Source organism: Halomonas salipaludis (assembly GCF_002286975.1).
GTDB lineage: Bacteria > Pseudomonadota > Gammaproteobacteria > Pseudomonadales > Halomonadaceae > Franzmannia > Franzmannia salipaludis.
Genome location: NZ_NSKB01000001.1, coordinates 416953 through 433964, shown reverse-complemented (window position 1 = coordinate 433964; position 17012 = coordinate 416953). Strand labels below are relative to the sequence as shown.

The window sequence follows — 17012 nt, the reverse complement described above, 5'->3', positions numbered from 1 at the left end:
CCTGAAGCCGATATGTTACACCACGTCGTCGAACAAGGCTTCGGCCTCGCTCTCCAGCGAGTCGCCCAGCGAGCGCCCGTCGCCGTCGCCTTCCTGGCTGGCGGTGTAGATCAACCCCTCCAGGAAGGCAAAGCACACGGCGTCCCACAGGTCGGGGGATGGCATGCCCTCCCACTCCTTGCTGTGCTTCGGCGGCACGCGAATCCGCCCCTTGTCGGTGAAGGTCTTCGGGATACGGCTCGACTGCGACAGCATGGTCTTGCGGTGCTCGCCGGTCAGGATCGACAACCGCCCTTCCTTGGCGGCGCGCGCGGCCTGGTGCATGGCCTGTGCCCGCAGGTTCATGTAGCGATCCTTGTTCTTGTTCTGGAAGCATGGATTGCCCCAGTTGACGCGGTGGACGGGCTTGCCCATGTCCTCCAGGTCCTGGCAGACGTTGATGCCCAGGCCGCCGGAGTCCACCACGTAGGTCACGCCGTCGTAGGGGTCGCCGCTCTCCGCCACCAGCCCGGCAAAGCGGTTGCTGCGCACGTTGTTGGTCAGCACCGGCACGGTCACGATCTCGACGCGCCGCGCGTCGGGGCCGCGCTCCCCGTAACCGATGATGCGGGCGACCACAACGGTGCTCTTGTCGCGCAGGCCTTCGCCGCTGGCGATGTCGGACAGCACCACCCAGCCATAGGGCTCGTCGTCGCCGATGATCCGCCCCCGGCGATACATGGCCTCGGCCGCGGGCAGGTTCATCATGTGCTTGCCCGACTCCTGCGGGAACTGGCCCAGCAGGCGCACGCGACGCTCGTCGTCGTCGTAGCTGTCCCACAGCTCCTTCAAGGCCTGGTCGCTGACCAGCGGCGACTCCAGCGAGGAGAACACCAGCGGTGTCCAGTCGCCGCCGTTGAGCTTGCTCAGGTCGTGGTGCGTCCGATAGAAGAAACCGGCGTTGCGGGTCGGCTGCGAGGTCAGCAGCATGCGGTTGTGTTCTTCGGTCAGCGCCCCGCGCAGGGTGGTCAGCACCGCATCGGGCAGCGTCGACGCCTCGTCGCCGATGATCATCAACCACTCACCGTGGCGGCCAGCCATCTTGTTGGCGGTCTTCTCGTTGGCGGTCTTGGACTCGACGAACCATGTGTCGGGGAAGCCGATGATGCGCATCTGGCCATTGGCCAGGATCTCGATATGCTCGGCCAGCCAGCCATAGGGCCCGCGCCGGATACGCTCGACGGCCAGGCCGATCTCCTTCCACAGCGTGGCCTTCAGCTGGGCCATGTCGTTGGCGGTCAGCAGCGTGATCGACTGCGGGTAGCACAGCATGTGCCACAGCACGATGGTCGCCAGGGCAGTCGTCTTGCCCGTGCCGTGTCCCGACGACACGCTGACCATGGAGCGCGACGGCGCCACACTGTTGTAGAGCGTGATCTGCTGGGGCGTCGGCGGTAGCTCGACGACATCGATTGCGAAGCCCACCAGGTCGCCGGCGAAGTCGTCGCTGAAGTCCTCCCAGCGCGGATCCTCGTGCAGCAAGGTGCGCTTCTTAGCCATCGTCGACCTCGCCCGTGCTGCCGTCGATGATCAGCCCCAGGCGGTCGGCACGGTTGCGCATCTCGCGCTCGACCTGAGCCGCCTTGGCCAGGGCGGCCTCGATGCGCTCCCGGCGAGCTTCGCGATCCACCAGGGCAATGCTCGGCTTCTCCTCGATCTCGACCTTCTCCTTCCACAGCTCGGGCTGGCGATTCTTGAGCCAGAACTTCGCCGCCTCGGTATCCGGGGGAACGATCTCGGTGTAGGGCACCACCACGGGCGCGCCCTGGTACTGGAACACCTTGACCGCCTGATGCGTGTAGCCGGTGGCCTTCTTGTACAGCGAGCGCGCCACGTTGGCGTCGGCGTCGACGCGCCCTTGCTCCATGGCGGCGCGAAATTCGGGGTGCGCTTCCATCCAGTCGTAGACGGTGCGCTCCGTCACCTCGAGCAGGCTGGCGACATGGGCGGGCGTGGCACCCAGCAGGGCATGCTTGTAGGCGAGCCGTGCGTACTGACGGCGGTACTTGGTGCGGCCGCTGGCATCGGTTTCGTAGATCTCATGCAGCGGGCTGTCGCCGAAGTCCTCCTCGAGCGATTGTGTGCATACGCGCGTTAGGGTGAAGTTGTGAGATGCGCCGCCCTCCTCCTCTCCGGCCTCGTCCCAGGGGATGGTTTCGGCGTCTTCCAGCGGTACCGCCTTATCTGCCAACTCGGGCGGCAGCTCTTCCAGCTCCTCGACGGGGGTTTCCGGTTTCTGCCGAGGTTTCCGGTTTCCGGTTTTCGCCTTGGGTTTCTGGGTTTTCGGTTTCCGGGCGGGTTTCGCCTCGCTGCCGCCCTTGATCCACTCCTCCTTGAGGGCGCGCTTGCGCACGGCAGGGCCCGACACGTCGAGCCCCAATTCCCGAATCAGCCAGGCGTAGCCGTCGCGCGAATCCGCTTCCCAGGTTTCCCTCGCCTTGCGCCACTGCTGTTCCGACAACTTCGCCATCAGGTGTACACCAGCTCCAGTTCGGGCTGCACACCGCCGGCAGCGGAACGCGCGTCGCGATGCAGACGCTTGAGCTTGGAATCGGCAGTGCGTCCCGTGGCGGCGGCACGCTCGACGGCGGACTGCAGGCGTGATCCGCCCTTGACGTTCTCCCAGCGGCGCGGGTTCAGCTCCTCGACGCGGGACAGCGCCTCGCATGCCTCGCCGACCTGCTTGGACATCAGGTTGACCAGCTCCTCGACGGCTTCGACGCGCTCCTGCACCTGGCGGGTGGCGATCATGTCCCGCCAGCGTTGGCGCTCCCACTCCTCACGCATCAGGATGATGGCATCCCGGGCGGCGTGGCTGCGCTTCTCGCCGATCTCCATGCTCTCCGTGTTACCCAGCAGGTAGTCGACGGAGACGTCATAGAGCAGGGCGGCGCGCTTCACCACCCACAGCGGAATCTGCGAGCTGTAGTTGCCGAGCTCGATCTTGGCCAGCTTGGCGGAGTTGGCGTACCCCAGCAGCTGGGCGGCCTTGACCTGCGAATAGCCCTGCATCTCCCTGGCTTCCCGCAACCTGTCGCCCACCTGGCGAGCGAGCATCACCTGCTCTTGCCGGGTGGGCACGCCTGGCCCACCGTTTCGACGGCGCCCTATCGCTGCCTTGGCTGCTACCTCAACCTGCTCCATGCCAACCCCCAGTCGTCAGCCCTTCAACCCGTCGTTATGCTTCTGCGCGGCCCGTTTCGCGGCAGCCGCATTGCCACGCCACATGCCCAGGTGCTCTTCGCCGGCATGCAGCTCGAACCATTCGTCTCCGCCGAGCACCACCTTGGCGATGCGGTACTGCCCGGCCCGGATGCAATAGTTGCTGACCCGCTGCCACTCCAGCTTGGTTGCCGTCACGCCGCCCCCTTGGCCATGAGCTGACGGCCGTACTCGGCCAGGCATACGGCATCGGCGATACCATCGTGGGGCACCCGCTTCTTGCCCGGCGTGAGGTCGACCATGGGGAAGGCGCGCTTCACGAACGCAATGGCAGCATCCTTGTCCTTGGCGGTACCGGCGAGCACGCGCTTCTTCCAGGCCTGCGGGGTCACCAGCCGGTACGGAATGCCCAGGGCCTCGCACACGCCCAGCAAGCGGCCATAGCCGGCGCCGAAGGTGAATGTCGACGTCACGCCCTGCTTGGGCATGGCGCCGACCTTCTCGATGATCACCAGTCCGGGAGAGGCCGCGGTGAGGATCCGGGCCAGCTCGTGGCCGTCGATCTCCTTGCCGATGATGGGCATCACGTCGCCGGCTGCCTGTCCGGCAGCGTTGATGGAGGCGATACCGCCGGACTTGCCGGGGTCGATACCGATGATGTTCATGCCGTGGCGCCCTCCCTTGCGGCGATGAAGGCGAGCGCGTGGGTCAGCTGCTCGCGAATGTCGGGGTCGTTGGCGAACTCGGTCAGGCCGGCGCGAATCGTCTGCTGCAGCCACTCCACCTGCCAGGGCTGCCACTCGGCGCGCTGGTGGACCATGCGATGCGCCCACGGGGTCAGCGGCATCACGAACGAGTCAGGCGCCTTGAGCCCCCATCCGGACAGGCCCCACCCCAGGCCGATGACGTGGTGAGCCTCACAGCCCTCCTCGCCGGTCATGCAGCACGGCAGGCTGCGCACCCATGCCAGATAGCGCTCAGAGCGCCAGGCCTTGCTCTTGGGGATCACTGGCGGGCCTCCTTGTACTCCTCGTAGAGGGCCAGAGCGGGCTCGCTCCACTGGACGCCCTGCTCGGTACCGAAGGCGTACAGGCATTCGATCAGGTCGCAGAACACGCGCTTACTCATGCGACTGGTGCTGAGCCCGACCATGACGAAGCCGCCATCCATGCCGGGCACCATGCGGTGACGCTTCAGTGCCGCCGTGGCCAGGTCCTTCCACTCGTGCGGGGCCAGCTTGACGCCGTGCCACACCACCTGCGTGGACAGGTCGCTGAGCATCGGCCACAGCTTCTTGTTCTGGCTGTCGGTGCGCTTCTCCTCGATGCGGGTCAGGACCACGCGCACCGGACCGCCTCTGAGGCCGCGACCGGCCATCGCCATGGCCTGGCTCATGACCGGGGCCAGCTGCCCCGGGTGCTGGATCACGTACTCGACCTGATTGGCGGAAGCGGAGCGGTTCATGCCGCCCCCTCGGGGCCGTGATGGTCCTCCATGCAGTCTTTGGCGTGCTGCCTGGCGGCGTAGGCGTGGCCGATGCAGGGGCGGGTCGGCTCGTCGGTCACGTCATCGAGGCCGCGGGCATGGCACAGGAAGGCGTCGCCGCTCTCCAACACGCAGTCGGCGTCGGTCTGCGTAGTGAAGCACTGATTGGCAACGCTGCCCGGCCGGTAGGCGCAACCCGGGCAGACACGATCACGGGCGTGGGCCGGTACCCTTTCGGCGGCTTCGAGCCCCACCAGCGCGCCTTTCAGGCTCGGGTAGTTGAGCTTCTCTGCCGAGTACGGGTGCATGTCGGTTTCCTGAATCAGCAGGTCGACGGCATGCTCGCGACCGTTGTCGATCACCTGGTCGGCCAGGGTCACCAGATCGGCAACCATCTCCAGCAGAGCGCGGGCGCCGGCCTCGGTGCCGAAGCGCAGCAATGCCTCGACGCGGGCTTCGCGCTCCTCGGCGAACACAACGGCATGCAGTGCCTGGCGGGCTTGGGGGCTGAGATTGAGCTGGGTCATGCCGCACCTCGCTGCTTGGTCTGCATGTTCTCGATCAGCCCCGCCAGCTGGCCGCCAGTCACTCGGCTGACCTGCGTGCCGTTGGCCAGGGCGCCGCGGCCACGCTCGGCGACCTGCATGGCGCGACGCTGGTCGCCGATGACGGCGATATCCTTGCCGGGAAGGCGCCCGCGGGAATGCTGGCCGATCTGCGTGTTCTGCTGGGTCGCCACACCAGCCAGGAAGGCCGGCCACTCCTCGGGGCGGTGGATGGCATAGGCGCGGTACTGCGCCTCGAAGCGCTGACGCAGCCAGACGATATCCCGCTCGGTGTCGACCATGGCCACCTTGGGCCAGCCGCCCATGCGCTCGATCGCGGCGTGGATCAGCGGATCGTCGAAGCACACGTCGCGATAGTGCCCCACGCTGCGGATCGCGCGCTCCACCTTCGCCCAGGCTTGCAGGGTGCGGCTCTGGCTGTCGCCACGCGCGTACTTGATGACGTCGCCGGGCTTAGGCGGGAACTGGCCGGTGTCAGGGCTCTGGATGTGCAGGGTCAGCGCCCGCTGCACCTCCTCCAGCTCAAGCCCCTGCAGGGCGCGGAAAACCAGCTCGATGGTGCCGGACGTCACGCTGCGGTTGTAGATCTCCTGTGCCTGGCTCCACACCTCGGCGAATGCCTCGAAATCGCGGTCGATCATCACCAGTGCCCTCCGTCGTTGTCGAACAGGTCGCCTTTGCACTCGGCATCGGCATTGCGGCGCTCCACGGCTTCGCGGATGGCCTGCTGGTTGGCAGCGTGCAGCCGCTCAGCTGGGTTCATGCCCTTGGCGGGGTTTTCGGTCGCCCCCTGGCGGCGTGCCAGCCAATCGGCCTTCACGCCCTGCCATCCCGCCATCACGGTCTCGTCCAGGGCCTGGTCGGCAGTCATGCCGGGGATTCGTTCGGCAGCACGCAGCGCCTCGTTGACGTTGAGCGTCAGCGCCCGCTGCGTGAGGGGTTTCTTCAGCGTGTTGCGGTGCTCGATGAAGCCCTCGACGGCCTCCAGCGACACGCCGTCAGGCAGTTGGCTCAGGTCGAGCTTTGCCGCCTTGGGCTTGGTACCGCCCTTGGGCTTCGCCTTGGGCTTGGGTTTCTCGGCTTCCGGTTTCTGTCCGGTTTCCGGGGAGGGGCCTTCCCCCTCGACCGTAGGGAGAGGGGGAATGTCTTTCATGTCTTTCTTTGTAGGCTCATCTTGGGCCGAGTGAGTCGGCTCATCTTGGGCCGAGTCGGCCCCTTTTGGGGGCGTTGGCTCATCTTGGGCCGAGTCGGATTGTTTGGTTGGCGCCTGGCGCTTTGCGCCTTCGCGCGGCTCCCACTCCTCCACGTGCTTGTTCAGCGATACCGGAGAGCGACTTCCACCATGTCGAATCAGCACGCGGCGACGAATGAGCTCGTTGAGCACCTTGGAGCAGCGCGAAGGGTCGAGCTTCACCTTTTTGGCGATAAACTCTCCTGTCATGCGGCATGCCTTGGTGTTCCAACCGTAGGTGGTGCGGATCACGAAGTGCAGCACGCGGAACTCGCGTGACGTAAGATCCGCACAGCACAATGCGTCCATGATCGGATTGGCAATCCTCGTGTATCCATCCTCCACTTGAGGCCCCTTTGGCGTTTCTGCGGGCGCCTGCGACTGCTCATGGAAGCGCTCGGGGAACTTCAGCACGTTGCTCATGCCGCAGCCCCCTCGAAGGTTTCTGCCAGCTTGGCCAGGCCCTTGCGGGTGATCTTGACCTGCTCGCACACCTTCTCGCCGCCGTCTTCCAGGGGGATGGTGGAAACCTTGTGCTCGAGCACGCCTTGGTGCAGGCGCGGTTGATAGGCGATCCAGTTCTTGTTGCCGGCGCGGCGGTAGATCCAGCGGTGCACCTGCAGCCAGGCAAGCAGATCCTTGCGACGCACCTGCAGGTGCTTGGCGGCATCGGTCAGGCACAGCGAACCATCGCTCTCGGCGATGCGCTGGAAGGCCTGAACCTTGGGTGCCTGCTCGGAAACGGTGGACTCCAGGGCCAGCACCTTCTCCGTGTAGCCCAGCAGCAGCTCGCGCATGGTGGCCGGATCGGAGAGCGCCTGAAGTGGGTCCGCGGCGGCCGGGGTCTGCATGGCGTCATAGGCGCGGATCACCTTGAGGTGAAAGGCGGGGCTGATCCACATGGCGTAGGCGTAGACCAGTTCCTTGCAGACGTAGGTCCCGGGGGTGGATCCGCCCCGCATGGAGTTCATAGGGGCAAACCGGGAATCTCCGGTTAGCTCTCCCACAAGCTCCTTCGTCGTGCCGAGCCTGAAGAACTCGTTGGGCGCTTGGCGTTTTTCTCCACCAGCTGCTCGGTGCAGGTCATTCAGGCAGAACCGCCCTTCCGCATCCTGCTGGACGTCGACACCAGCCACGGCCAGCAACTGGACGTTTGTTGGTTTGTCGTTCATAATCAGCTCCATATATGTCAATGCATCAACGCCCCGATCGGCTGCCACCGCGGGGCGTTGTTGTGTCCGGGCATTACCCGGCATTTCGTACATCGTCGATCTCGATTTCCTCGCCGGCTTCGAGCCGGGAGAGCGTCGACGTGCTGATGCCCGCCAGATCGGCGAGCACGCGACGGTAATGTTGGGCGCGACGCTTGGGTTGGGCAGGAAGGCCCTTGGTGCGCCAGTGCCAAGGGGTGGCGTGGTGGACGTCACAAGCCGCCGCCAGACGGCCATTCCCCACCACATCGATCAATTCCGACACGCTGGAAATAATCACGGGCTACCCTCCGCTCTTGGCCACCGCCAGGCGAACGCCGGGGTTGCGACCCAGCACCTTGCGCTCGATAAGCGAGCGCGTGCTCATCAACGCGACGATGGCATCATCGATCTCGGCCAGCGCCTCGTCGGCCATGGGAAGGTCCGCCGGACTCAGCTTGTTGTCGTGAAGCATTCGCGACATGACGGCCATCACATCCCCGGTTTCTCGGCTCACCTCTCCAAGTGCGGCAAACCCACAGGAAATCTCATCCCCGCTCTCGGGCCGCTTGACCCCCATGAAGCCGTGGCGGCGTGCCAGGCTGACGCGAGCAAAGTCGTCACCGAATACCTCAAGCGCTGCACACCAGGGCTCCTCCAGCCAGGCCGGGAACTCAACGGCACCGCTGGCCCAGCGCTGCACGCGCTTGGCCCAACTCATCACCGCGTGGTCGTACTCATCCCCTACCGTGGTGAAACCATCCAGATCGGGCAGGTGAAGGTCGGCCGCCTTGGCCGGGCAGCACGCCATCACCTGGCGGTTGAGTTCGCGGGCGAAGCGCTCGCAGGCGATGCCGCGCTGCTCTCGCAGGCGACCAAGGGCATCGCGCAGCAGAGCGTCACGGCTGGGGTGTCGGGTTTCGGACATGGCAGGGGCTCCCTCCTCTGGATAGGGTGGATGTCAGGCGGCGCGAGGCTTCAACTCGGCATGCATCTCATCGATAGCCCTGCCGGTGGAGTACAACGGATTGGTGATAGCCCCAGACCTGATGCGATAGATCGTCGAGGCGTCACATCCAGCACGCTCAGCGATCGCCTTGTACGTGACGCCGGAAGCAAGGAGTGCCTCCAGCTTTTCTGCGAGTTCTGTGCCATGCATGGCCTTAACCTCGGAAGACGTTTCTATGACACAGGATATGCATCAATGCATAATTGTCAACGTGAAATGCATTTGCCCTATGCATCTGGCCGGGCAATCATTGCATCCATGCAAAAAGAGAGAACAAAAGACGTCTTGGCACGGCTGATCGAGGCGTCGGGAAAAAGGCCGACTGAGGTTGCTCGCGAAAGCGGTGTGGCCCAATCGACGCTGTCCAGAATCCTGCAAGGGAAAATCGAGAGCCCAACGGACAGGCAGGTGCAGAAGCTCGCTGAATATTTTGGCGTGACCACAGACCAGCTCCGTGGCCGGCAGCCTGTTGAGCTCGCTGACCTGTTCTCCCTTCGGACTCACGACCTGCCTAAGTCAAAAGACGTAGCCCCTGCCCCTCAAGCCATTGGACTGTGCCCAGAAATCAGCTGGGTACAGGCCGGCGCCTGGACCGAGGTCTGCCACGTCGAGCGGGACCCAGAAGCCATCACCTGGCACCCCCGCCCCGCCGGCGCTTCGGAGCAGACCTTCGTGCTCAGGGTGGTCGGCGAGTCCATGGCGCCTGAGTACCTGCCGGGCACGCTGATCTATGTCGACCCGGAGCGCGCGCCAGAGAACGGCAAGGACGTGGTGGCGGTCATGACCGAAACTGGCGAAGCGACGTTCAAGCGGCTGATCGAGGAGCCGGGGCATGGCCGCATGCTCAAGGCGCTGAACCCGGCCTGGCACGAGCCCTACATCAAGATCAACGGCAACTGCCGCGTGGTAGGCGTGGTGGTCGCTGACATGCGATTGCGCTAAGTGCCGAGAAACTCACGATGAAGAAAATGCACAGGGGCATCTCATGAGGGTGACATGGACCATTTTACTCTGACTGACGAAGAGATTGCCTCGCTGCTCAACGTAAAGAAGGTCGTGACCAACCCTCGTGCACAATGGAGGGAGCAGAAAGGCTCCAAGCAAAAAAGCTATAAGGCCAAGTCTTTGTGTGGCAAAGAGTTTATCGTGTATCTTCGCCAGAATCTCCGTATCGAAGAAGCCTTTTCATGCGGACTTAAGTACTGCCACCCAGAAGGCAAAGACAAGGACGTAACCCTTTGTCGTTACAACGGCAGCGACCATGAGCATGAGAACCCGCTCGATGGTAAGGGAACAATCATCAATCAGTGCCACATCCACAAAGCCACACAGCGCTATATGGCTGCAGGCCGCAAAGCGGAGCACTATGCTGAAAGTACCGAGCGCTACGAGAGCCTGCATGGGGCGCTCCTTGCATTGTGCAGCGACTGCTCCATAGAATTCCCCGGCCAAGCAGGGCCACTCTCTGAAGTGCATGACGATATGTGGGGAGGCAACACTAACGATGACGATTGACGTAGATTCCTTGAGAAAGCAGCTTTGCTCCGCGTTCTGCGAGGACGTGCGAGTTACTGCGCGCAAGGACTCCGTCCGCGTCTCCCTTCCCCTGGTAGCTAGGGACGGCGATCACCACACGGTCTATCTATCCCGAGGCGATGGCGGTTGGCGTATCTCTGACATGGGAACCACTTTCATGCGGCTCAGCTATGAGAGCGATCTGAATTCGATCTTGTCAGGTCCCAGGGGGCGACTGTTCCAGCAGATCATTGGCGAGTCTGGTGTAAACGAGAATGATGGCGAGCTCTTCGTTGAGGTGCCAGCAGACGGCTTGCTCAGAGGGCTATTTTCCCTTGGTCAGTGCGCCTCCAGAATCGAAGACCTAGGCTTATGGTCTCGCCCCAGGGTTGAATCAACATTCCGAGATGACCTTCGAAGCATCCTCCACGAGATTATCGGCCAGGCTGAGGTGGCAGAGGACTACATTGTTCCCGGCATTGAGGATGCGGAACTATATCCCGTTGATTTTTCTATCAAAAAAATCGGGCGCCCTCTCTACTTGTTTGGCGTTAACACTCCGGACAGGGCAAGAATTTCCACTATCGTTATGCAGCACCTAATCCAGCAGAATCACGATTTCGACTCCTTCGTAGTCTGCTCTGACTTCTTCAGCCTACCCAAGGCTGACGGCGCTCGACTGATGAATGCCGCGAACGACATGGTTCACAGCTTGGACAACGTGGCCGACCTCCGCCGCAAACTGCACCACCGGATCGCCTAGCCAGCCCCAAGAAAACCGCAGAACCCCACCACCACCCGCCGCCCGGCGGGTTTTTTTGTTGCCTGCAAACTACTGACATGGCGAAAGAATATGCACACGTGCAAAATTATCTGCACGAATGCATTGACAGGATATGCACTGATGCATAACCTTCATTTCAACAGCACGGCACGCAGCCCACTGGATCACCGCTCTTTCACAATCTGCGATCCCCTCCCCGTGGGGCGACAACGGGGCTCACGCCGCCTCCAGTAGAGGCTCTAAGTGCAACAGCAGGCGTGGGTGGCACGGCCAACCAAGTGGGCGCCAGGCAATTGAGGGCCATGGCGTCGGGCAGGCAGCCCGGGCAGAGAGCGATGCCCAGTCGTGTCAGCTGGCCCTGAGCATATCGGGGCCATCGAGAAGCGCCTTGGCGCCGTAGGTCTCCGACCCTCCCGCCGTTGCGGCGTCAGGGTGCTTCTCGATGCCAGCGGCATCACCCTTCAGTTCCCTGCACATTGCCCGGCTTCCCGTCGGGCTTTTTTACGGACATCTGGAGCCTGGCATGACACCAGCCACGAAGCACGAGCGACGCATTCAGAACGACCAGCGCGGCGCCTCCCGCTACGCCTGCCGCCGACTCATCGACCAGAAGCTGCGCGACATGAAGCTGAAACGCGAGCTGAGGGAGGTCTGGCAATGAACCCTGCAGCTGCGATTGCCAGCGCCCTGGCGCATCACATCGACCCGGCTCTGGCTGGGGCCATCGGATCCGCTGCCCTGATCGCCGGCATGTTCGCCATCGCCGGTACCGGGGCCTGGCTGTACGAGAGGTATCGCCCATGAATCGCACCGCTGACGTTGCCCGCCTTCGGTTGGGCATCGGGGCCGTCCCGATCATTCGAGGGCCGGATTGCCCGGTTATCGCCCCGGCACGCCGCAAGCGAGAGGACGGCCCGCTCACCGCCCAGCAGGCCGACAACGCGAGGCGTTACGCCGACTACATCGCCCGACGCCAGGGCATCAAGGCTCCGCTTCTCCAACTCTGGAGAGCGTGATGGTCGAGCCGATCGCCACCCATGGGCTGAGCATCGCCATGGCGCTGATCCTCACCGCCGTCGTGCTCGTCTTCCTGACTCGATAGGAGTCCCGCCATGGATATCGATGACATCGAGCTGCTGGACGCGCTGCGCGCAGCCGTTCACGACCCCAACCTGGGCCCCGAGCTCGCCGGCGGGCTCTCCCGTCTGCTCGCCGCCGGGGAAGACGCAACCCGCGTCGCCAGCCTGACCGCCGCCTGTGATGCCCGCGGCAGCCTGCAGGCGGTCGTCCGCTGGCATCGGCAGCGCCAGGAGGTCGCAACGCCATGATCGGCTGGGCCGAGACGCTGACCGTGTCGCAATCCATCGTGCTGGCCGGGCTGATCATCGCCGCCGCCATCTGGATCAAGGAGCGCTGACATGCTGAAAGCGCGCATCGCCGGCATCCCCTGTCAGGTGGAAGTCACCGGCTACACCCCGGCCGACCCGGGCAGCTTCTTCGAGCCGCCCAGCGGGCCGGAAATCGAGTACGAGGTCTACGACCGCCGCGGCTACAAGGCGGGCTGGTTGCTGGCCAAGGTCAGCGACGATGACGACCTCGCCATCCTGGAGCAATACGAAGCCAGCCTGCGCGAGAGCCGGGACGAGGCGCGCATCGATGCCTACATCGACAGCTTGGATGCCCGCGCCTGGGCATAAAGGAGGGATCAATGGGAAAGCTCTACAACGAAGAAAAAGTCTTGTATTTCGCCAATCAGGCGCAAGGCCTGCACGTTTCAGACCGAGAGGCAAGTGATACAGACCTATCCAATATCGTTCGCCATCTGCTTGGAAACCGACTGATCGAGAAGGTGGCTGCGGACGACTCGGGAGACTACTTCAAAACCACTCTGGCCGGCGAACGTCGGCTGCTGGAATTGCAGATCAAGTGGCGTACAAGCCGCAACAAGGATGTCACCGAGCACCGGGCGCGCCTTGCAGAGCTTGAAGACTAAAAACCCCTGACCAGGGCGAACTGGCCAGGGGCTACAGACTGATCCGCACGAACGAATCACCACGGAGATTACCCCATGACAGCTACCGCTGAAAGCCCGGAGCAGGTTGTCGACGAGCAGCGCCTGCAGGTCGCCGAGTACAAGCCGACGGCGGCCGCCCTGGCCAAGCTCAGGCAGCAGTACGACGGCGTCGTCTACGACGTCCGGACCACCAAGGGCATGAAGGACGCCAAGGAGGCCCGAAAAACCGTTCGCGGCTACCGCACCTCGCTGGAGAACAAGCGCAAGGAGATCAAGGCGCCCGCCCTTCAGCGCTGCCGCGACATCGACGACGAGGCCAAGATCATCACCGCCGAGCTGCGCAAGCTCGAGGAGCCCATCGACGAACAGATCAAGGCCGAGGAGCAGCGCAAGCAGCGCGAGAAGGAAGAGGCCGAGCGGCGCGAGCGTGAGCGCGTCGACAAGATCCGCGGCGATATCGAGGCTATCCGCCGCACGCCAGCCGACCTGATCGGCAAGTCGGCGGCCGAGCTCGGAGCCGCCGCCCACGACCTGCGCATGCAGCCTATCGGTGAAGACCGCTTCGCCGAGTTCGCGCAGGAGGCGCTGGCCGCCAAGCAACAGGCCATGCAGCAACTGGCCAGCATGATCGAGGCCGCCAAGGCACAGGAAGAGCTTGCCGAGATGAAGCGCAAGCAGGCCGAGCAGGAAGCGGCCAAGGCTGAGGCGGTGGATATCCCCGCCCCCGCCGGCACTGAGCCCGAGCAGCCCGATATTACCGAGCCGGTGGCCGAGCCTCGCCGCCCCATCGACACCCGCCGACTGGCAGCGGCCGCCGAGGCCGGCACGCGCCACCAGGTCGGCCTCGACCCCGCGCAGCCAGGCGGTGACCGAACCGTCGTCGCCGACGTCGGTACCGACAGCCGCCTGGCCGCCATCCGTGCCGATCTGATCGGCAATGCCGGCCTGTATTCCACGCAGGCGGACGCCGTCATCGAGTCCATTCAGGCCGGCCGCATCCGCTACTTGTCCATCACGGAGTAATCGTCATGACCGCCAACACCATCACCATCGAAGACGCCCGTCAGCAGCTGATCGAAACCCATCGCGTCGCCACGCTCGGCATGCCGGAAGACGTCTGGCTGTCGCTGCGCGGGCTCGGTATCGGGGCCAGCGAGGCCGCAGCAGCCGTCGGGGCCAGCGAGCACCGCACGCCGTTCGAGATCGCCGAGCGCAAGCTGGGCCTGGTCAGCGACGACGCCGACGCCAACTACCGCCGCAAGATGAAGATGGCCATGGGCCACGTCATGGAGCCGGTGACCGCCGCCCGCTTCGCCGAGTTCACCGGGCTCAACGTGCAGAACTACAACTTCATGCTGGCCCACCCCGAGCACCCGTTCATGCTGGCCAACATCGACCGCCGCATCGTCGGCGTCACCGACGCACAGGCCGCCTGGCTCGAGCTGGTCATGGGCCAGACCGTGAAGGGCCCCGGCGTGGCTGAGCTCAAGAACGTCGAGTTCGCGCAGGGCTGGGGCAAGCCGGACAACGTGCACACCACCGGCGGGCTGTGCACCAGTGGCGAGGTGCCGGAAGACTACTTCATTCAGGTGCAGCAGCAGCTGGCCGTCACCGGCTACGAGTGGGGCTTCCTGGTGGTGACCATCGCCGGCTGGGAGACCCGCTGGTACCCGATCCTGCGCGACGACGAGCTGATCGATGACCTGATCGCCCTGGAAGGCGACCTGTGGGCCGCCATTCAGCGCGGCGAGCTGCCGGACATCGATGTCGAGCACCCGAAGGCGCTCGACCTGCTCAAGCGCCTCTATCCGGGTACCGACGGCCGCGTGGTGGCAATGGCCGAGCTCGAGCACTGGAAGAAGGTCGAGGAGGACGCCAAGTCCGAAATCAAGGCCCTGGAGACCACGGCGAAGACGGCCCGCGCGCGAATCCTGAAGGCAATGGGCAGCGCCGCCGTGGCCGCCTTCCCCGACGGCACCTGCTACCGCCGCAAGGAAGTGAAGCGGGCCGGCTACGAGGTGGCGCCCACCAGCTACATCGACTGCCGCGTCGCCAAGCTCAACAAGGCGGAGCTCGAGCAGCTAGAGGAGAGCGCCGCCCAAGACGAGAAGGCGGCCTGACATGGGCGAGATCACCGTCATCCCCAAGCGGCGGCCGGCACCCGCCGAGCCGCCTCGCCTGTCGCCCCGCGAGCTTGCGCGGACCTTCATCATCCAGCAGTACAGCGACGGGCACTTCGACGTGATCGAAGGCGACCGCCGCGTCGACCGTCTCGCCTGGGACGAGATGCTGGGCCATGTGGCCCAGCTCACCCACCGCCGTCTCGGCACCCCTCTCTACGCCATGCGCACGCCCGATGAGGAGTTCGAGCGCGAAGCCCTCATCCGTGGCTACGTCAAAAGGAGCGAATCATGACCACCGACACCCAGACCGCCGAGGCCGTCCAGCAGCAGAACCTGCAAGAGCCTGAGTTCCACGCCCCGACGGAAACCGGTACCGCCAGCGGCGTCGAGCTGGCCACCAACGAGGTGCGCAACCAGTTCATGCAGGCCATGACGCCGCGCACCTTCGACGACGTGTGGCGCATGTCCGACATGATCGCCCAGAGCGACCTGGCGCCGAAGGACTACAAGGGCAAGCCCGGCAACGTGATGATCGCCTGGCAGACCGGCGTCGAGCTCGGCATCACCAGCCCGCTTCAGGCCATCCAGAACATCGCGGTGATCAACGGTCGGCCCACCATCTGGGGCGACATGATGCTGGCCATCTGCCGCGCGGCGCCGGCCTGGTCGGAGGCCGACTTCGCCGAGTGGATCGAGGGCGAAGGCGCCCAGATGGTCGCGCACTGCACCGTGCGTCGCCGGCCGAACGGCAACGTCGCCCACTACACCTTCAGCATGGCCGACGCCAAGGACGCCGGGCTGCTGGGCAAGCAAGGCCCCTGGCAGCAGTACCCGAAGCGGATGCTGCAAATGCGCGCCCGCGGCTTCGCGCTGCGCGACACCTTCACCCCCGAGCTGAAGGGCATCCGCATGGCCGAGGAGGAGCGTGACATCACCCCCGAGGCCGGACAGCCTGTCCAGCAGGCACCCGCCAACGGCGGCCAGCAGCAGCGTGCCGGTACCGCCAGCCGGGTCGGCGACAAGCTGGCCCAGCGCCGCCAGAAGTCCCAGCAGCGCCGCCAGGCGCAAGAGGTCTACGAGACCACGGCCGAGACCAAGGCGGACGCCCCCTCGTCGGAGGGCGCCGGCCCCGGCGGTGAGATCACCTGCGCCTACGTCTGCGAGCAGATCAAGAAGGCCACCACCCGGGACGAGATGGCCGAGGCCATCGACCTGGCTCGCCACGTGCCGGAGTCCGACCACGGGGTGGTCAACGAGGCCTACAAGGCGCGCCTGGCCGAACTGAAGACCAGCGCGCAGTAACTCACCAGGGCGGCCCACGCGGCCGCCCGCCTACAAGGAACCGCCATGGCACGCGGAGTGAACAAGGTCATCCTCATCGGCCACCTGGGGCAGGATCCGGAGACGCGCTACATGCCGTCCGGCAACCCGGTTGCCAATCTGAGGCTGACCACCACCGACAGCTGGACCGACCGCCAGAGCGGGCAGCGCCAGGAGCGCACCGAGTGGCATAGCGTCGTGCTGTTCAACAAGTTGGCCGAGATCGCCCAGCAGTACCTGCGCAAGGGCTCCAAGGTCTACATCGAGGGGCGGCTTCAGACCCGCAAGTGGCAGGGGCAGGACGGCCAGGACCGCTACAGCACGGAAATCGTCGCCAACGACGTGCAGATGCTCGACTCCCGCGGCGAGCAGGGCCAGCAGTCCGGCGGACATGACCGCGGCTACAGCTCACCGCAAGGCTATGGCGAGCAGCGCCGGCCGCCACAGAGCCAGCCGCCCGGTTACGGCGCGCCACCGCCCAGCCAGGCCCCGCAAGGCGGTGGCGGCTTCGACGACTTCAACGACGAGATCCCGTTCGCCCGCTTCCCGAATATCGCCGGGGGCTAGGGCCATG

At 64.8% G+C, this 17012-nt stretch carries 28 protein-coding genes; 13 read left to right on the top strand and 15 right to left on the bottom strand.

Annotation, left to right across the window (positions count from 1 at the left end; genetic code table 11):
• Window positions 1–15 precede the first annotated feature (15 nt).
• The 14 genes from CK498_RS02255 to CK498_RS02190 all read right to left on the bottom strand — a co-directional run bounded on the left by CK498_RS02255 (window position 16) and on the right by CK498_RS02190 (window position 8832).
• Window positions 16–1539, bottom strand: a complete 1524-nt coding sequence (locus CK498_RS02255; protein ID WP_095619224.1) for a hypothetical protein — start codon at window positions 1537–1539, stop codon at window positions 16–18.
• Window positions 1532–2509 (bottom strand): hypothetical protein, encoded by a 978-nt coding sequence (locus tag CK498_RS02250; protein WP_095619223.1) that lies wholly within the window; start codon window positions 2507–2509, stop codon window positions 1532–1534. The genes CK498_RS02255 and CK498_RS02250 overlap by 8 nt, the downstream gene beginning before the upstream one ends.
• Window positions 2509–3096, bottom strand: coding sequence for a helix-turn-helix domain-containing protein (locus CK498_RS02245; RefSeq protein WP_176475691.1), 588 nt, complete (start codon window positions 3094–3096; stop codon window positions 2509–2511). Before CK498_RS02245 ends, CK498_RS02250 begins: the two co-directional genes overlap by 1 nt.
• A gap of 102 nt (window positions 3097–3198) precedes the next feature.
• Window positions 3199–3399: a hypothetical protein gene (locus tag CK498_RS02240; RefSeq protein WP_095619221.1), complete on the bottom strand. Its 201-nt coding sequence runs from the start codon at window positions 3397–3399 to the stop codon at window positions 3199–3201.
• A complete protein-coding gene (locus tag CK498_RS02235; protein ID WP_095619220.1) occupies window positions 3396–3866 on the bottom strand; it encodes a RuvC family protein in 471 nt (156 codons plus the stop codon). Before CK498_RS02235 ends, CK498_RS02240 begins: the two co-directional genes overlap by 4 nt.
• On the bottom strand, window positions 3863–4210 hold the full coding sequence (locus CK498_RS02230; RefSeq protein WP_217987672.1) for a DUF968 domain-containing protein: 348 nt from the start codon (window positions 4208–4210) through the stop codon (window positions 3863–3865). The genes CK498_RS02235 and CK498_RS02230 overlap by 4 nt, the downstream gene beginning before the upstream one ends.
• Complete coding sequence (locus tag CK498_RS02225; protein ID WP_095619218.1) at window positions 4207–4665, bottom strand: recombination protein NinB; 459 nt, start codon at window positions 4663–4665, stop codon at window positions 4207–4209. The genes CK498_RS02230 and CK498_RS02225 overlap by 4 nt, the downstream gene beginning before the upstream one ends.
• Window positions 4662–5213, bottom strand: a complete 552-nt coding sequence (locus CK498_RS02220) for a hypothetical protein (protein WP_095619217.1) — start codon at window positions 5211–5213, stop codon at window positions 4662–4664. The genes CK498_RS02225 and CK498_RS02220 overlap by 4 nt, the downstream gene beginning before the upstream one ends.
• Entirely contained in the window at window positions 5210–5893 is a 684-nt protein-coding gene (locus tag CK498_RS02215) for a DUF6475 domain-containing protein (RefSeq protein ID WP_095619216.1), read from the bottom strand. The genes CK498_RS02220 and CK498_RS02215 overlap by 4 nt, the downstream gene beginning before the upstream one ends.
• On the bottom strand, window positions 5893–6906 hold the full coding sequence (locus CK498_RS02210) for a replication protein (protein WP_095619215.1): 1014 nt from the start codon (window positions 6904–6906) through the stop codon (window positions 5893–5895). The genes CK498_RS02215 and CK498_RS02210 overlap by 1 nt, the downstream gene beginning before the upstream one ends.
• Window positions 6903–7655 carry a phage antirepressor KilAC domain-containing protein gene (locus tag CK498_RS02205; RefSeq protein ID WP_095619214.1) on the bottom strand — a complete coding sequence of 251 codons (753 nt, stop codon included), beginning with the start codon at window positions 7653–7655 and terminating at the stop codon, window positions 6903–6905. Before CK498_RS02205 ends, CK498_RS02210 begins: the two co-directional genes overlap by 4 nt.
• Window positions 7656–7728: 73 nt before the next feature.
• Complete coding sequence (locus tag CK498_RS02200) at window positions 7729–7974, bottom strand: hypothetical protein (RefSeq protein ID WP_095619213.1); 246 nt, start codon at window positions 7972–7974, stop codon at window positions 7729–7731.
• 3 nt (window positions 7975–7977) lie between these two features.
• Complete coding sequence (locus CK498_RS02195) at window positions 7978–8601, bottom strand: phage regulatory CII family protein (protein WP_095619212.1); 624 nt, start codon at window positions 8599–8601, stop codon at window positions 7978–7980.
• Between the two features lie 33 nt (window positions 8602–8634).
• Window positions 8635–8832 carry a helix-turn-helix domain-containing protein gene (locus tag CK498_RS02190; RefSeq protein ID WP_095619211.1) on the bottom strand — a complete coding sequence of 66 codons (198 nt, stop codon included), beginning with the start codon at window positions 8830–8832 and terminating at the stop codon, window positions 8635–8637.
• Window positions 8833–8877: 45 nt separating this feature from the next.
• On the opposite strand from CK498_RS02190, the gene CK498_RS02185 reads away from it, so the two are divergent.
• From CK498_RS02185 to CK498_RS02175, 3 genes are read left to right on the top strand one after another with little or no spacing between them, the layout of a single operon-like run.
• On the top strand, window positions 8878–9624 hold the full coding sequence (locus CK498_RS02185; RefSeq protein WP_176475690.1) for an XRE family transcriptional regulator: 747 nt from the start codon (window positions 8878–8880) through the stop codon (window positions 9622–9624).
• Between the two features lie 54 nt (window positions 9625–9678).
• Entirely contained in the window at window positions 9679–10197 is a 519-nt protein-coding gene (locus tag CK498_RS02180; protein ID WP_176475689.1) for a DUF6978 family protein, read from the top strand.
• Window positions 10187–10960: a DUF1828 domain-containing protein gene (locus tag CK498_RS02175; RefSeq protein ID WP_095619209.1), complete on the top strand. Its 774-nt coding sequence runs from the start codon at window positions 10187–10189 to the stop codon at window positions 10958–10960. Before CK498_RS02180 ends, CK498_RS02175 begins: the two co-directional genes overlap by 11 nt.
• 369 nt (window positions 10961–11329) lie before the next feature.
• Here CK498_RS02175 and CK498_RS26670 read toward each other — a convergent pair whose 3' ends face one another.
• A complete protein-coding gene (locus tag CK498_RS26670; RefSeq protein ID WP_267873728.1) occupies window positions 11330–11458 on the bottom strand; it encodes a hypothetical protein in 129 nt (42 codons plus the stop codon).
• 46 nt (window positions 11459–11504) lie between these two features.
• Between CK498_RS26670 and CK498_RS26090 the strand changes: the two genes are divergently transcribed.
• The 10 genes from CK498_RS26090 (at window position 11505) to ssb (ending at window position 17005) form a co-directional block, all read left to right on the top strand.
• A complete protein-coding gene (locus tag CK498_RS26090) occupies window positions 11505–11642 on the top strand; it encodes a hypothetical protein (RefSeq protein ID WP_176475688.1) in 138 nt (45 codons plus the stop codon).
• Window positions 11639–11785, top strand: a complete 147-nt coding sequence (locus CK498_RS26085; protein WP_176475687.1) for a hypothetical protein — start codon at window positions 11639–11641, stop codon at window positions 11783–11785. Before CK498_RS26090 ends, CK498_RS26085 begins: the two co-directional genes overlap by 4 nt.
• A 308-nt stretch (window positions 11786–12093) precedes the next feature.
• Complete coding sequence (locus CK498_RS02165; RefSeq protein WP_095619207.1) at window positions 12094–12309, top strand: hypothetical protein; 216 nt, start codon at window positions 12094–12096, stop codon at window positions 12307–12309.
• 90 nt (window positions 12310–12399) lie between these two features.
• Window positions 12400–12678, top strand: a complete 279-nt coding sequence (locus CK498_RS02160) for a hypothetical protein (RefSeq protein ID WP_095619206.1) — start codon at window positions 12400–12402, stop codon at window positions 12676–12678.
• A gap of 11 nt (window positions 12679–12689) precedes the next feature.
• Window positions 12690–12974, top strand: coding sequence for a hypothetical protein (locus CK498_RS02155; RefSeq protein ID WP_095619205.1), 285 nt, complete (start codon window positions 12690–12692; stop codon window positions 12972–12974).
• A gap of 75 nt (window positions 12975–13049) precedes the next feature.
• Entirely contained in the window at window positions 13050–14018 is a 969-nt protein-coding gene (locus tag CK498_RS02150) for a hypothetical protein (RefSeq protein ID WP_095619204.1), read from the top strand.
• A 5-nt stretch (window positions 14019–14023) separates the two neighbouring features.
• Entirely contained in the window at window positions 14024–15115 is a 1092-nt protein-coding gene (locus tag CK498_RS02145) for a YqaJ viral recombinase family nuclease (RefSeq protein WP_095619203.1), read from the top strand.
• A 1-nt stretch (window position 15116) separates the two neighbouring features.
• On the top strand, window positions 15117–15410 hold the full coding sequence (locus CK498_RS02140) for a hypothetical protein (protein WP_095619202.1): 294 nt from the start codon (window positions 15117–15119) through the stop codon (window positions 15408–15410).
• Window positions 15407–16420: a transcriptional regulator gene (locus CK498_RS02135; protein WP_095619201.1), complete on the top strand. Its 1014-nt coding sequence runs from the start codon at window positions 15407–15409 to the stop codon at window positions 16418–16420. The genes CK498_RS02140 and CK498_RS02135 overlap by 4 nt, the downstream gene beginning before the upstream one ends.
• A 45-nt stretch (window positions 16421–16465) precedes the next feature.
• Window positions 16466–17005 carry a single-stranded DNA-binding protein gene (gene ssb, locus CK498_RS02130; RefSeq protein WP_095619200.1) on the top strand — a complete coding sequence of 180 codons (540 nt, stop codon included), beginning with the start codon at window positions 16466–16468 and terminating at the stop codon, window positions 17003–17005.
• Window positions 17006–17012: the final 7 nt, after the last annotated feature.

Bases quoted from the DNA above. Each gene is read 5' to 3' on its own strand.
- CK498_RS02255 (WP_095619224.1), bottom strand. From the start codon at position 1,539: ATGGCTAAGAAGCGCACCTTGCTGCACGAGGATCCGCGCTGGGAGGAC.
- CK498_RS02250 (WP_095619223.1), bottom strand. From the start codon at position 2,509: ATGGCGAAGTTGTCGGAACAGCAGTGGCGCAAGGCGAGGGAAACCTGG.
- CK498_RS02245 (WP_176475691.1), bottom strand. From the start codon at position 3,096: ATGCTCGCTCGCCAGGTGGGCGACAGGTTGCGGGAAGCCAGGGAGATG.
- CK498_RS02235 (WP_095619220.1), bottom strand. From the start codon at position 3,866: ATGAACATCATCGGTATCGACCCCGGCAAGTCCGGCGGTATCGCCTCC.
- CK498_RS02225 (WP_095619218.1), bottom strand. From the start codon at position 4,665: ATGAACCGCTCCGCTTCCGCCAATCAGGTCGAGTACGTGATCCAGCAC.
- CK498_RS02220 (WP_095619217.1), bottom strand. From the start codon at position 5,213: ATGACCCAGCTCAATCTCAGCCCCCAAGCCCGCCAGGCACTGCATGCC.
- CK498_RS02215 (WP_095619216.1), bottom strand. From the start codon at position 5,893: ATGATCGACCGCGATTTCGAGGCATTCGCCGAGGTGTGGAGCCAGGCA.
- CK498_RS02210 (WP_095619215.1), bottom strand. From the start codon at position 6,906: ATGAGCAACGTGCTGAAGTTCCCCGAGCGCTTCCATGAGCAGTCGCAG.
- CK498_RS02205 (WP_095619214.1), bottom strand. From the start codon at position 7,655: ATGAACGACAAACCAACAAACGTCCAGTTGCTGGCCGTGGCTGGTGTC.
- CK498_RS02195 (WP_095619212.1), bottom strand. From the start codon at position 8,601: ATGTCCGAAACCCGACACCCCAGCCGTGACGCTCTGCTGCGCGATGCC.
- CK498_RS02190 (WP_095619211.1), bottom strand. From the start codon at position 8,832: ATGCATGGCACAGAACTCGCAGAAAAGCTGGAGGCACTCCTTGCTTCC.
- CK498_RS02185 (WP_176475690.1), top strand. From the start codon at position 8,878: ATGCATAATTGTCAACGTGAAATGCATTTGCCCTATGCATCTGGCCGG.
- CK498_RS02180 (WP_176475689.1), top strand. From the start codon at position 9,679: ATGGACCATTTTACTCTGACTGACGAAGAGATTGCCTCGCTGCTCAAC.
- CK498_RS02175 (WP_095619209.1), top strand. From the start codon at position 10,187: ATGACGATTGACGTAGATTCCTTGAGAAAGCAGCTTTGCTCCGCGTTC.
- CK498_RS26670 (WP_267873728.1), bottom strand. From the start codon at position 11,458: ATGTGCAGGGAACTGAAGGGTGATGCCGCTGGCATCGAGAAGCACCCT.
- CK498_RS26090 (WP_176475688.1), top strand. From the start codon at position 11,505: ATGACACCAGCCACGAAGCACGAGCGACGCATTCAGAACGACCAGCGC.
- CK498_RS26085 (WP_176475687.1), top strand. From the start codon at position 11,639: ATGAACCCTGCAGCTGCGATTGCCAGCGCCCTGGCGCATCACATCGAC.
- CK498_RS02165 (WP_095619207.1), top strand. From the start codon at position 12,094: ATGGATATCGATGACATCGAGCTGCTGGACGCGCTGCGCGCAGCCGTT.
- CK498_RS02160 (WP_095619206.1), top strand. From the start codon at position 12,400: ATGCTGAAAGCGCGCATCGCCGGCATCCCCTGTCAGGTGGAAGTCACC.
- CK498_RS02155 (WP_095619205.1), top strand. From the start codon at position 12,690: ATGGGAAAGCTCTACAACGAAGAAAAAGTCTTGTATTTCGCCAATCAG.
- CK498_RS02150 (WP_095619204.1), top strand. From the start codon at position 13,050: ATGACAGCTACCGCTGAAAGCCCGGAGCAGGTTGTCGACGAGCAGCGC.
- CK498_RS02145 (WP_095619203.1), top strand. From the start codon at position 14,024: ATGACCGCCAACACCATCACCATCGAAGACGCCCGTCAGCAGCTGATC.
- CK498_RS02140 (WP_095619202.1), top strand. From the start codon at position 15,117: ATGGGCGAGATCACCGTCATCCCCAAGCGGCGGCCGGCACCCGCCGAG.
- CK498_RS02135 (WP_095619201.1), top strand. From the start codon at position 15,407: ATGACCACCGACACCCAGACCGCCGAGGCCGTCCAGCAGCAGAACCTG.
- ssb (WP_095619200.1), top strand. From the start codon at position 16,466: ATGGCACGCGGAGTGAACAAGGTCATCCTCATCGGCCACCTGGGGCAG.